This window comes from Fibrobacter sp., assembly GCF_045112255.1.
In the GTDB taxonomy this organism is placed as follows: Bacteria; Fibrobacterota; Fibrobacteria; order Fibrobacterales; family Fibrobacteraceae; genus Fibrobacter.
This window is the reverse complement of record NZ_JBGUHR010000095.1, coordinates 1-11028: the sequence shown is the minus strand read 5'-3', so window position 1 is coordinate 11028 and position 11028 is coordinate 1. Positions and strand designations below refer to the sequence as shown.

Annotated in this window: 17 protein-coding genes; 11 read left to right on the top strand and 6 right to left on the bottom strand. The window is 50.7% G+C overall.

Translation table 11 applies throughout. The annotated features are described in order from the left end of the window. Positions 1-332 precede the first annotated feature (332 nt). From ACJMM9_RS12725 to ACJMM9_RS12710, 4 genes are read left to right on the top strand one after another with little or no spacing between them, the layout of a single operon-like run. On the top strand, positions 333-551 hold the full coding sequence (locus ACJMM9_RS12725) for a hypothetical protein (RefSeq protein ID WP_405327598.1): 219 nt from the start codon (positions 333-335) through the stop codon (positions 549-551). After that, the gene (locus ACJMM9_RS12720; RefSeq protein ID WP_405327595.1) at positions 539-1684 is read left to right on the top strand and encodes a radical SAM protein; all 1146 of its coding nucleotides are present in this window, start codon (positions 539-541) and stop codon (positions 1682-1684) included. Before ACJMM9_RS12725 ends, ACJMM9_RS12720 begins: the two co-directional genes overlap by 13 nt. A gap of 11 nt (positions 1685-1695) precedes the next feature. Then, positions 1696-2202, top strand: a complete 507-nt coding sequence (locus ACJMM9_RS12715) for a hypothetical protein (protein WP_405327592.1) — start codon at positions 1696-1698, stop codon at positions 2200-2202. Then, positions 2183-3133 carry a hypothetical protein gene (locus tag ACJMM9_RS12710; RefSeq protein ID WP_405327589.1) on the top strand — a complete coding sequence of 317 codons (951 nt, stop codon included), beginning with the start codon at positions 2183-2185 and terminating at the stop codon, positions 3131-3133. Before ACJMM9_RS12715 ends, ACJMM9_RS12710 begins: the two co-directional genes overlap by 20 nt. An 11-nt stretch (positions 3134-3144) precedes the next feature. On the opposite strand, the gene ACJMM9_RS12705 is transcribed toward ACJMM9_RS12710, so the two are convergent. The 4 genes from ACJMM9_RS12705 to ACJMM9_RS12690 form a co-directional block, all read right to left on the bottom strand. Beyond that, complete coding sequence (locus tag ACJMM9_RS12705; RefSeq protein ID WP_405327586.1) at positions 3145-4365, bottom strand: hypothetical protein; 1221 nt, start codon at positions 4363-4365, stop codon at positions 3145-3147. Beyond that, positions 4365-4991 (bottom strand): hypothetical protein, encoded by a 627-nt coding sequence (locus ACJMM9_RS12700; protein WP_405327584.1) that lies wholly within the window; start codon positions 4989-4991, stop codon positions 4365-4367. The genes ACJMM9_RS12705 and ACJMM9_RS12700 overlap by 1 nt, the downstream gene beginning before the upstream one ends. After that, the gene (locus ACJMM9_RS12695) at positions 4988-5887 is read right to left on the bottom strand and encodes a hypothetical protein (protein ID WP_405327581.1); all 900 of its coding nucleotides are present in this window, start codon (positions 5885-5887) and stop codon (positions 4988-4990) included. Before ACJMM9_RS12695 ends, ACJMM9_RS12700 begins: the two co-directional genes overlap by 4 nt. Positions 5888-5964: 77 nt before the next feature. Further along, positions 5965-6438 (bottom strand): hypothetical protein, encoded by a 474-nt coding sequence (locus ACJMM9_RS12690; RefSeq protein WP_405327579.1) that lies wholly within the window; start codon positions 6436-6438, stop codon positions 5965-5967. A 57-nt stretch (positions 6439-6495) separates the two neighbouring features. On the opposite strand from ACJMM9_RS12690, the gene ACJMM9_RS12685 reads away from it, so the two are divergent. The 7 genes from ACJMM9_RS12685 to ACJMM9_RS12655 are packed head-to-tail and all read left to right on the top strand — an operon-like array spanning position 6496 to position 9581. Next, positions 6496-7035 (top strand): hypothetical protein, encoded by a 540-nt coding sequence (locus ACJMM9_RS12685; RefSeq protein ID WP_405327576.1) that lies wholly within the window; start codon positions 6496-6498, stop codon positions 7033-7035. After that, positions 7016-7492, top strand: a complete 477-nt coding sequence (locus ACJMM9_RS12680) for a hypothetical protein (protein ID WP_405327573.1) — start codon at positions 7016-7018, stop codon at positions 7490-7492. Before ACJMM9_RS12685 ends, ACJMM9_RS12680 begins: the two co-directional genes overlap by 20 nt. A gap of 3 nt (positions 7493-7495) precedes the next feature. Next, positions 7496-7867, top strand: a complete 372-nt coding sequence (locus ACJMM9_RS12675; RefSeq protein ID WP_405327570.1) for a hypothetical protein — start codon at positions 7496-7498, stop codon at positions 7865-7867. Next, positions 7867-8616 (top strand): DUF1848 family protein, encoded by a 750-nt coding sequence (locus ACJMM9_RS12670; protein ID WP_405327567.1) that lies wholly within the window; start codon positions 7867-7869, stop codon positions 8614-8616. The genes ACJMM9_RS12675 and ACJMM9_RS12670 overlap by 1 nt, the downstream gene beginning before the upstream one ends. Before the next feature lie 3 nt (positions 8617-8619). After that, the gene (locus ACJMM9_RS12665) at positions 8620-8895 is read left to right on the top strand and encodes a hypothetical protein (RefSeq protein ID WP_405327564.1); all 276 of its coding nucleotides are present in this window, start codon (positions 8620-8622) and stop codon (positions 8893-8895) included. 3 nt (positions 8896-8898) lie between these two features. Then, positions 8899-9171 carry a hypothetical protein gene (locus tag ACJMM9_RS12660; RefSeq protein WP_405327561.1) on the top strand — a complete coding sequence of 91 codons (273 nt, stop codon included), beginning with the start codon at positions 8899-8901 and terminating at the stop codon, positions 9169-9171. Then, entirely contained in the window at positions 9171-9581 is a 411-nt protein-coding gene (locus tag ACJMM9_RS12655) for a hypothetical protein (protein WP_405327559.1), read from the top strand. The genes ACJMM9_RS12660 and ACJMM9_RS12655 overlap by 1 nt, the downstream gene beginning before the upstream one ends. Here ACJMM9_RS12655 and ACJMM9_RS12650 read toward each other — a convergent pair. Beyond that, positions 9578-10174 carry a hypothetical protein gene (locus ACJMM9_RS12650; protein ID WP_405327556.1) on the bottom strand — a complete coding sequence of 199 codons (597 nt, stop codon included), beginning with the start codon at positions 10172-10174 and terminating at the stop codon, positions 9578-9580. The two genes, ACJMM9_RS12655 and ACJMM9_RS12650, sit on opposite strands and share 4 nt — an antisense overlap. A 24-nt stretch (positions 10175-10198) precedes the next feature. Continuing rightward, positions 10199-11028, bottom strand: an 830-nt coding sequence (locus ACJMM9_RS12645) for a hypothetical protein (protein WP_405327553.1), incomplete at its 5' end; no start/stop codon positions are given.

Below are 11028 nucleotides of genomic sequence, written 5' to 3'. Positions count from 1 at the left end.
TCGACGTGATGAAGCGTGTCGGCTTGGAATGTGCAGATATTGTGTGAGGTAGATATGGCCAAAGATACTTATGAATATGCCCATTGTAAAACGTGCTGCTGGGATCCGACTGGCTATTGTCCAGTCTCGACCCATTTTGGTTGTGTAATCAAGAATGGCCAGTGTCAAGGCTCTTTGGAAGATATTTCCCAAGATAAGTCATATCCACCGTCAGTCCGTAAGAAGGCGGATAGTGAAATGACGAAAGAATCATTCATTTCTCGCGGAACCACCTTTTGTGGCGACGGCGAGCCGTGGGAAATCGCTAGAGACCATGCTAGGGGACGGTCGTAATGATTTATAGAGAATTTCATTCCTATAAAGGTGAGCTTCATAACATCATTGCTGTGGACGAAGCCGACATGCACAAGCAGATGATGCTTATCGACCGTAGTGAAGGATGCCCAGACGAAGAGAATCGCTGGATCGACATTTACAAGGAAGACATGAAGCTGAAGAACCGAATCGTGCGGTCGATGAGGGCCGTTATGGAGAAAATATGTCTAAGATAGAATCCGAAGTGCTCCCTTGGGAGACCATCCGTGAACGAATCTACGGTTCGTTGACAAATCCGGTAGGCTACAGACTGTTGGCCGACCTCTACGCTAACTTGCCGAAGTATTTCGACGAGAATAAGCTCCAAGAAATGCTCGACAATATGCCGTGGAAACCGCACAACGAACTCCTTGCCGGGAAGCTGACCGACCGCTTGCTCGATTTGCTGGGCGCAGCGAAAGAATACACGGTCAGAGACCCTTGGTACAGCGTTCTTTCCGTAAAGCTCGTGCTTCCTAGCAAGTGCCAAGCGAATTGCGCCTTCTGCTACAACAAGCACGGCGGCTATGGCCGACAAGTCGTAAGCACCGTCGATTACACTGCCATGGTAACCGCATTGCTTGCCGTGTTGCGTATTGCAATGGGCCGTCCTATCAGTGTCGAGATTACTGGCGGCGAGCCGACTTCCGAACCGTATATTCTGGACAGCCTTCTGGATAAGATGGTCATGGGCGGCATCACCAGAAATGACCAAGTCAAGCGCATCACCATGACTTCCAACGGATATCATCTGTACGAATGCATGAGTGGACTTGCTGGCAAGGTGAAGTACGTGAACCTTTCCTTGCACTCTACCGACTTCGAGGAACGCACGAAGATTTTCGGCACGAGGAACATCCCCAACAACGAGGAAATCGTCATCTTGACCGAGGAAGCTGCAAGGGAAGGCATCGACATGTCCGGCGTGTTTGTCGTGGACGACTTCTCGATGGATATGGAGAAGTTCGACCGTACGAACGAATGGTGCGAGAAGCACGGCCTCGTGTCCACTCGCTGGCGTTCGAACGTGTTCGAGAAGAACAAGGTAGGCGTAAAGGAATTTGCCGAGAAGCTTACCGACAATCCTTCGTACAAGCTTGTCGTGTACGAGGAAGCCGCTGACAGCTGCTACGCTATCCTTACGCGCAACGGATCCCACTTGGTCTACTTGCTCGACGGCGTGGAAGACTCTACCCAGACTTCGCTTGGCGTGTCTGTCGTTATCCGTGGCGACGGCAAGATGTTCCACGACGCTTCTTGCCGCATGCCAGTGCTTAATTGGGGGCAGACCGGGTTCTTGCCCTTGAAGTATGTTTACGACAAGAAATAAAGGACACAACAATGATTACACCCAAATTCTTTGAACGCTACTGTAACAAGCTCTTTGATGACAACTGCGACATCAAGACTGAACAGAGCTATCCCATGGAACTTCTCATCAGGTGCTACTACAAGGGTCGCTTGGTGGCCAGACTTCGCGTCCGTAACAACATGACGACCGAAGTTAGTGTCTACACGCCAGACCAGTGTTCTACGGATACGAGGTTCAAGTGGCGATTTAAGCATTTGCTGAAGAAGTACACCTATGTTGATCGTCACAAGATTGAAGTCATCAAGGAAATTACCAAGATGGTCAATTCCAAGTTCTATGCCCACTCGGACGACGTCTGGCAACTCATTGACCAAATTACGGACGACATATTCGCGATCGATGTTAGTGGCATTGGAGAACGCCTTATGGACAAGGCCGACCTTCTTCGCTACGGATCAATCAAGTGGCGTTCAAAGACACATGAACAAGATCCCCAACCGACCAAGGATGCTGAAAATGCCAAAACTGATGATTAACGGAAAGAAGGTAAGCCGCAGTCTGAAGCGCAAGTGGACGATTTACCAGCTGACTCACAAGTGGACGGTCGATGACTGGCTGTACCGTCTGCAGCTTGTCCAGTACAATCTCACTGAACGCAAGGGAATCTCTTATTACGGCAAGGAATGCGTCGAGGTGACATTCCGCCGTTTCTATTACCACGGCTTCCTCATTGCCGAGTTCGCCGTCTGGAACGAGGAAAACGTGATGCTGACGAAGCTGAACCGCGTTCGCTGTACGTTCTACTGGTGCAAGGATCCGACCAACAACGGATTCCCGTGCAGAGACATCACTAGCCAGCAGATTCTTGACCTGACGTACTGGTATGGGCTGGATCTTGTCTTTGGTCGCGATGAAAAGTCGAACTTCCCACAGCATTGGAAGAAGGGAACCCTTGGCTGGCTCCTTATCCGTACAAACGAAGCTGTGGACAAGTTCATCAGAACAGTTCACCAGTCCATGATGCTTGCCGAGTTCCACGACTTCGACACGAAGAAGCATTCGTACACTGCCGATCTTTACTGGAGCAGCTGGAAGATTCTCCGTGATGCGCTCAAGCGCCCGGTGTGGGCTAACCACTTGATCCGCAGCATGGAGAAGACCAGCTTGAAGGACAAGTTCTACAAGCACTACCATGCATGGCACGACCGTTATGCCGTATCCGCTACGATGAAGTTCGAGGGCGACCCAGACTTCGATGCGCTGGTCAAGATGGACGAGGCTGCGGTTCCGTTCATTTACAAGATCATCAAGGAGAAACCGGATCCTATCGTGAGGGTATTGGACGTTATCTACAAGAACACTATGAGGTACGAAGGTACGGTTCCGCTGAAGGACGTATGCGCCGCGTGGGTGACCGCGCTGCCGCTATGTAGCAACGTGATTCCAAGAACAGAAAAGCCAGCTTAAAGCTGGCTTTTTTATTCTTTATTTAACGGTGATTCAAGTCCTTTTATGTGCTTGAATGCATATTCGGCGACTCTCGCCAGTTTTACCCTAGACACATCCAATGACTGCTTTTCCTTCTTGGGTGGCTTGGTCTTGCGGTTAGTCAACTTTGTCCAAGTGATACGGCGATTGAGGAAGTCGAACCGTACGTCCTCGATGCCGTTTTGCTTGGCCGTCAGCAGTCTGTTGATGACGCTCTGGACACACAGCCCTACATGCTGCTTGTTGTGCATGTACGGATATTTGGATTTTGGATCGTCCACCAAGTACTTCATACTGGCGACCACTTCCTTGACGGTGAAGATACCTGGGTTGCCAGAAATGATGACAGACGCGATGACTTCTTCCGGCAGTGCTTCGGTGTAGTATTTGTCGCTCGATATGGCTACCCACCCAAGACGGTTGATGTCGTTGACGTAGCTCTGTATATCGGCACCCATGGCGCAGTTGTCCCAGTATGTGCCGCTATGTACTGGCTGTTCGCCGTACTTGAGTGGCTTAGACGGTTCGCCTTGGATAAGGAACTCCGGGCGGATCTTCAAACGTGCGCAGTCGATTTCCCAGAAGTCGTGGAGAGTTCCGAGATAGCTAAGACCGCTACGGTTGTTGTCGAGGTTGAGGAACATGATGGACTTGTACTTGCCTTCCGGTCGGTTCTGCATCCACCAATGTTCTTTATCGTCGAGACGGTCGTACAGCTTCAGTACGCTGCGCTTGCCGTCAGCTAGCTCCCAGCATAACGGATAGAACTTCGTTTTGTCGTCGGTTGCATGGAACAGACTCTTCCCAGTCCACTTGGTAACGATGTCGCTGACTCGCTGCACGAAAGGATAGACTGTCACGATGAGCTGCAGCTCACGGAGCGCCTTGAGAATTTCAAAGCGCTTCTCGTACGACTGGTATTCCCTTTCCTTCGTCTTGGCGAGGATAGCCCTCAGTTCGTCCACTCGCTTCGGATTGTAGGGGAACTTCGGCTTCATGGTCATGATTTCTTTGTCGATGTACTTCTGCACGACGGCGAGACGCGCATTGTAGTGTGCCATTTGCGCGTCGTACAACTCGGTCTGCCGTCGGTCATACTCTTTCACGGCTTCGTCAACGGCGATCTTTTGCGCTTTTGCGGCGCGTTCGGCGTTCTTTATGTCAGACTGGTACTTTTTACCAGCTTCGGTGATTTCGGTGGTAAGGCTCATTACGCCTCCTTGGCTTGCGGCTGAGGATTGCGCTCTTCGTCCGGCAGAAGGGCGAGGTACTTGTCCTCGTAGTAGCGTTTCCAGTAGTTCGATTTGGCCAGCTCTTCACGCAACGGACAGTCCAAGTTGAGGTCGAACGAGAAAGCCCCGGTCTCCATGTTGCCCATCATAGACTTTACGAATCCAGCATCGTAGAGCCGCTGGAATTCCTTGTCCAAGCATTGTTTAGCCATCTTCTTGTAGTGACGGAGCTGCGCAAGTTCTCGCAGCAAATCCGGTGCTACGATTTCCTTGCTGTTGTCGAATTTCCAGCTCCAGTAGAGGTTGTTCACAAGGCGCTTGTACTGTCCGTTGAGGTGGCCGCTGGTCATTGCCGTCCAGTCGCAGAAGGACGGATACGCAGCCATCGGAATAGCGTTTTCGGCCAGCGTTTTCACGCCAAGGGTATCGTCTTCCTCGACGGTTCCGATCACATAGGCGTGTCCACGTCCTACTTGCTTCGGATACAACGCAATGGCGTCATCTGGGGTTTCGGCGTCGATGAGTTTAGGGCATTCGAGTTCGGGGATTTCAGCTTCGTAGACGGCGAAGTATCCCCATGCGACTAAGTAGTGCTTCGTATTCATTTGATTTCCTTTCCGGCGAGGAGCTTTTCGCTCCATGCGTTGATTTCGTTGCCGCGTTCGGTGTGCTGGACATGATCCTTGTTGATATATTCTTCCAGCTTCTGCAAGATTTCGTCTTCCATCTTCAGAACGCCGTCGCCCAGAGAGGCGATCCATACATGGAACGGAGTGCATGTTGCATCGGCGTACAGCAGCATTTTCTGGTTCGGATAGTCGTGCTTTCCGTTGGTCTCGGTAAGCACGAATGCCAGATCGTCCTTGTCGGAGTATCGCTTTCCGTGAATATAATGATGCTGATACGGAAATTCTATGGATGCGATATAGTCTGGATGGTTGTCCGAGAAGATATAGATGGTGAAGTCGCAGTTGGCGATGCCTTCGTATTCATCCTTGTACATCGATTCGGGGACATTCCAGATGCGTTCCTTCATTTCGACGTGGGCGTCTATGATGTGCATCTGGAGGACATAGTAGTCCGGCTTGGTCGGTTCGATAATCTTACCGAAAGTCTTGAACGGATGCCTAAAGGAAAATCCGGATGTGGTTTCATTGATCATGTAGCGTAGGCCAGTGTACTTGTTTTCTAAGTAGCTGGCATAAGGTTTCATCGCATCGGCAAGCATCTTGCTGGTCGTCTCGTCAAAGCGGATCTTTTCGGTTGAATAGGAGAATTTGCGGAGACGGTCTAGCATCAGAGACTGTTCGAATTCGTGTACGAACGGGTTGCCGTCGCTCAGATCATCGAAATGCTCCTTGACCAGCGCGAGAATCTTGTTTCGCGTGGGAGTCGGGTTCCACAGCTGCTTGCGCCAGATGGTTTCTGCTTTATTGAATGCGTCGGCGTATTCGCTGCGCTGACATTGTGCATAGTATTCTGCAAACGGATTGCTACTCAATTTCTACCTCTTGATTGTTGGTTCGATGTGCTTAATATAACTTTTAAAGTGAGTTATGTCAAGAGATACTTTAAAAATTATCGATAAAGACAGAGTCTCGACGTACCCAGTGCGTTCAGCACGAGCTTGCTGTCGAGTTCCAGCTGTTTGATGCGCTTGTCCAGTTCCTTCTTCTGGGCCTTGTACGCCCTGATGAACGGCTGGATTTCCTTCATCGGTATCCGTCTGTAGATGTAGACCGTGGCGTCCGTGCTGCTGCCTACCGCGACTGTCTTGCAGCAGTCCACGCCAGTCGTGTACATGCGGTCTCCGCTGAACTCGTATCGGACGATGTGGTCGACGTCGAGTACGAGTTCTCCTTTGTCCGAGAGATATGCGAGGCTAGGCTGGACGATGGTGTAGGTGTTCCAAGACGCCGTGTCGTCTCTCCAGTGTTCCACGATTTTGACGAAACAGGGGTCTGCGTGGGCGATGGCCTCGGCGATGGTCGCCATCGTTTTATCGTCGCCTTGGTTGATTTCAAATGTTGCTAAAAGGTTTCTGTTTTTCATGTTGTCCAATATAGCAAAAGTTTGACACCGCGTCAGCGCTTTGCTATATTTAGAGCTATGATGATCGACAACTTAATAGACCAGATGGTCAAGCTGCGCAAGGCGTACGGCCCTATCGAAGTGGACTTCTGCGACACGCAATGCTTCGGCGCTCTGCACGACCAAGTGGCAATCCGCATTGATGAATTTGGCGACGTCCTCGCCGTCCTCCAGTCCGCTTACCGCAAAAAGAAGTACAAGTTCAACAAGGTAATGCAGAACGACTCGTGGCTCCAGTTCAAGGAACCGAATACCAGCGACAAGGAAGCCAAGCGTCGCTGGGCGGAAGCCGGGAAGCCGAGCAAGATGCATCCGGTCGTCATCAAGGACTCCGTTGACACGAGACCTCTGATGGGCTATGCGGTTATCTGGGGACAGTACAGCCTCAACTTGAACCGTTTCGAGACAACGGAAGTGTATATGGAGTCTCGGAACACTGGCGAGGATCTGCTGAATGACGCTCACAACACGATTCCCAGTATTTGCTGTGGATGGAAGTTCATCAACTTGGTCAACCTCGGCGAAGTGAAGGTAGGTAATGAAAAGACAAGCGATTAGGATTTTCTCGCGAGACAGCTTTAATGCAGTCCAGACCGCTGCGAATAAGTTCCTTGAGTTGATCAGTCCGGAAGACGTCGTATCGATAACCAATACTCAAGTCGACCACGACATGCGAGGAGCTGGGCTGCGCTCGCAAGACTTCTATATTGTCTACACGATAACTATAGTTTACACGTACGACTACACGCAAACTAAAATTGAGGCTGAAATAAACGCGCTTAATGCAACCATCGCCAAGCTCGTGAATGACGCCGACTCGACCAGCGACTACATCTATCTCGGTGAGTATGAACGTGTCTTGCCAGTGAAGCTCGTCTGGGGAGCGTCGAAGGTGGATGTCATCAAGAACGTGTTCGAGTCTGAGGAATACAAGACGCTGCGGCAAGAAATCGTGGACAAGTGGTACGCCAAGGATACCGACTACAACAATACGACCGTCGCCGAGGAGTATTAGGCTATGAATTATCAGTCATTCCAGAATTGCGTCCGTGCGTATTTCCCAAACATCCGTTTTTATGGGAACCTAATTTATCTGTTTCCGAACGACTTGACCAAGTGCCGCTGCAATAGCGACGTTCTCATACAACTTTGCAAGGAATTCGCTCTTCCGTATGACCGCATATTGATTAAGAATTTCTGGAAGGCGCAGAACCTCGTGATCGGCTATTCCGACTGGACGAACGCTTGGGAAACCGAAGAGCATGGCGGTGCCGACTACAGCTATTCATTCAGCGGAAATACTCACGTGCTGGATTGCGAAGAACGGTTGCTCCGCCTATTGAAGCTAGCACACGACTCAAACTGCTTCCACTATAACAAGGTTAAGTAATGAAATACGTCGGCATTACAGAGACTTATGACCCGTGCTTCGTTCCGGACTGGGAGACCAAGCTCCTCGAAGCCAACGTCGTCATATCCAAGGAGCTATCGGATGAGATGGTCGAAAAGCTCCTTATCGTACAGAACCGCGTGATATTCCATCACACGGTCACTGGACAGGGCGGTTCCGTGTTGGAACCCAATGTCAAGACGCCAGAACACGAATTCGAGCAGTTCAAGAAACTCGCCGAACGTGGGTTCGACACCACGCACTACGTCCTCCGTCTGGATCCGATCGTTCTGCTGAACAAGGAATGCCAGGACAACATATACAAGGTTCTTGATATGTGGAGCGGCTACGCAAAGGAGCATGGGATTGTGCTCCGATGCCGCGTATCGGTAGTCGACTTGTATCCTCATGCGGTGACTCGCATGAGGAACAAGGGCGTTGCCCTTCTGTGGAAGAGTTTCAAGGCACCGAAGTCCGTGTTCAAACGTACCGAGTCCATCCTTGGCAAGTACACCGAATGGTTCCACTTCGAGAGCTGCGCCGAGACCGACTTTACCGCCGACTTCATCGACAAGATGGGATGCGTGAGCTACAAGGACTTGCGTCTGCTCAACATCAAGGATGCCCAGTACACTGCTCCGCTTACAAAGCAGCGAGACGACTGCATGTGCTTGGCGAAGCGCCAGATTCTTGGCATACGTCCTCGCCGTTGTCCGCACGGATGCCTTTACTGTTTCTGGGAGGATTAGTCTATGATGCTCTATTACCTTGTTAACAGCGTGGAGACCAAGAACCACAAGTATTTCCGCAACGGCAGCGACATCGGCGGCGAGCACTACGACGGAACCAACCGACTTCTCGACGCTAGGTTCTTCACCAGCGAGAAAGAAGCCAAGTCCTACATCAAGACAGCCAACAGCTGGTGGACGAAGTACGACTTCCATGTTTGCACCATCACGTCTGACGAGCTGATGGACTTGATGGCGCAACAGAAACTGAAATCATTTATCTTGGATGACAAGTGCTAGACTATGACCATTCGTTTGTTTGATTATGAACTGCGTATAAATGTGTCTTTCGTTAATACGAAGGCCAAGCTGTATTACATCCGCTCCACTTGGACGGACGGCACTGTCGGCTATTACGGCCTTGGGCAGACCGTCAAGGGCGACATCTGGTATCCGCCATGCAACAAGCAGTATGCCATGTGCTATTACCGCAAGGAAGCCAAGAAGCAGCTGAAGATGCTGCGCTACCTGTTCCGCAAGGATAAGTCGATGTCGCTTGAGTTGGAGGAAGTATAATGAAGTACGAATTTATCTACAAGGTATTCAAGGACTACTACTGTGACAAGTACGTACATTCGCATCTTGTAGGCTACTTCAGAAGCGAAGCCTCTGCCGATCGAGAAATTTCCTATCTAAAAAAGCACGAGTTCGAACTCGGTCACCGGGTCGAGTACCGTATTGAAAAGGAATCGGCTACTCTGTATCCGAACATGGTGGCCGACTGGGAGGCGGAAGACCGCGAGGCAGAACTAGAAGAACAACGGGCATTCGCTCCTATTCCGCTTCCGAGAGTGCGCAAGCGGTTTCCGTCTTTGATGGCTCAGTCGGAAATGGAATTCAATATCGAGGAGTTCCATCAAAAAACGGCGAACAACATGATGTCGTTCGTCCGTTCAATGCAAAAGCATCGCCGTCACCGCCGCTAGCGAAGTATCTCCCGTTTTGTCGTGCTTTCATGTACGAACTTGACCGCTTCCATGATGTAGCGAGTATAGACGGGAACTTTAGCATTTAGTATCGCCACGACGTCATCTTCTTCGAGGACGTCGGCCTTCAGTTCGCTCATTTTTGTCAACGAGGCCAGCTTGACCTTGTGGTTCTCGCTGCAATTCGCCACGTTTGGCGCAAGCAATCCGGACAGCACGACGGACGGCCCAGAAATGTAGAGCAGCGCGTTGTAAGGGTCGATCTCGACCGCTTTCACGTAATACGCCGTGCGGACGATGCCTTCATTCACCGCAATCCAGTGCTGCAGAAGGTCTCCGCTGATCGCTTGAAGGATCGGCGGTACACTTTGCTCCAGCATACTCTTGATGTCTTCTGGTTCGACGATCGATTCTTTTTGTTCTTCGCGGAGTTCCTTCATCAGCGTACACATCGCCGCCGACGGCGACGGAAATGCCGACAGCCGTTCAAGCAGTTCGTTCTTTTCGCAACTGAACGTGCATCGTACATTGTCCTTGAACTGTTTGTAAAGTCGCTCGAAAGCGTCCAGAGCGGTGATGACGTCGTATGACATTAGGTTGAGTGGCGTTTCCATTTACTATAGTTCCTTGATATATTCGAGTAGTTCCTGGACTTCCTTGTTCTTCTTTGCGTCCTTGCCCAAGAAAGTCATTGTGTGCAATGCCATATTCTTGGCGAATTCTTCAGACGTGCCGTACCAGCTGTTAAGGTTGTCGGCAAGCTCGTCGAATGCCCTACGACCGTCGCTCGCCCACCTATCGTCTGCGACGAGCGGCTTCCATACCTTGTAGTACATTTCCATCTTTTGATTGCTAGAATCACTACGTCCGATGAGAAAACCGTCCTTGAACAGGTTTCCATTGTACACATCTTTATAGTCGGATCCGCCCCATAAAGGAATAACGATGGAGGAGTGAGGCTTTCCCTTGCTGTCATAGGCAAGTCCGTTCACTTCGGCGAAGTGTACAGAAGCTGGTTTCAGTGAAATGCCTTCATCGTCGAAGTCGACTTCTTTCAGACCGCCGTGGTCGAAGTTGAACTTCAGCGAGAAGTTCTCGCCCCAGCCGTCGGAAATCTGTCCGTCCAAGTCTGCTCGGAGACCGTCAAGGTAGGGCTGGATCGTTTTCTTGTTCATCAAATCACTGGGCTTTCCGCAGCATAGCTGCTCGTCGATTGTCGCCATGAAGCAGACATACAGCTTTCCGTCCCTAACGGTCACGTGCTGCGTGATGTCGATGACGTGAGCTCGCAAGTCCGGCAGCAAGTGGTGGAGACATTTTGCAAGGGACAGCTCCGTGTCGAATTCGAACACGGCCAGCTTTGTCTCGATTATGTCGATTAGCTTGATAGTCTGCTCGGCGGTAAGATCTACCGAATATCCGTCCTCGTCTTCGATGTAAAACGGTG

Excerpts from the sequence above, each read along its gene's own strand:
- ACJMM9_RS12725 (WP_405327598.1), top strand. The coding sequence starts at position 333 with ATGATTTATAGAGAATTTCATTCCTATAAAGGTGAGCTTCATAACATC.
- ACJMM9_RS12720 (WP_405327595.1), top strand. The coding sequence starts at position 539 with ATGTCTAAGATAGAATCCGAAGTGCTCCCTTGGGAGACCATCCGTGAA.
- ACJMM9_RS12715 (WP_405327592.1), top strand. The coding sequence starts at position 1,696 with ATGATTACACCCAAATTCTTTGAACGCTACTGTAACAAGCTCTTTGAT.
- ACJMM9_RS12710 (WP_405327589.1), top strand. The coding sequence starts at position 2,183 with ATGCCAAAACTGATGATTAACGGAAAGAAGGTAAGCCGCAGTCTGAAG.
- ACJMM9_RS12705 (WP_405327586.1), bottom strand. The coding sequence starts at position 4,365 with ATGAGCCTTACCACCGAAATCACCGAAGCTGGTAAAAAGTACCAGTCT.
- ACJMM9_RS12700 (WP_405327584.1), bottom strand. The coding sequence starts at position 4,991 with ATGAATACGAAGCACTACTTAGTCGCATGGGGATACTTCGCCGTCTAC.
- ACJMM9_RS12690 (WP_405327579.1), bottom strand. The coding sequence starts at position 6,438 with ATGAAAAACAGAAACCTTTTAGCAACATTTGAAATCAACCAAGGCGAC.
- ACJMM9_RS12685 (WP_405327576.1), top strand. The coding sequence starts at position 6,496 with ATGATGATCGACAACTTAATAGACCAGATGGTCAAGCTGCGCAAGGCG.
- ACJMM9_RS12680 (WP_405327573.1), top strand. The coding sequence starts at position 7,016 with ATGAAAAGACAAGCGATTAGGATTTTCTCGCGAGACAGCTTTAATGCA.
- ACJMM9_RS12675 (WP_405327570.1), top strand. The coding sequence starts at position 7,496 with ATGAATTATCAGTCATTCCAGAATTGCGTCCGTGCGTATTTCCCAAAC.
- ACJMM9_RS12670 (WP_405327567.1), top strand. The coding sequence starts at position 7,867 with ATGAAATACGTCGGCATTACAGAGACTTATGACCCGTGCTTCGTTCCG.
- ACJMM9_RS12665 (WP_405327564.1), top strand. The coding sequence starts at position 8,620 with ATGATGCTCTATTACCTTGTTAACAGCGTGGAGACCAAGAACCACAAG.
- ACJMM9_RS12660 (WP_405327561.1), top strand. The coding sequence starts at position 8,899 with ATGACCATTCGTTTGTTTGATTATGAACTGCGTATAAATGTGTCTTTC.
- ACJMM9_RS12655 (WP_405327559.1), top strand. The coding sequence starts at position 9,171 with ATGAAGTACGAATTTATCTACAAGGTATTCAAGGACTACTACTGTGAC.
- ACJMM9_RS12650 (WP_405327556.1), bottom strand. The coding sequence starts at position 10,174 with ATGTCATACGACGTCATCACCGCTCTGGACGCTTTCGAGCGACTTTAC.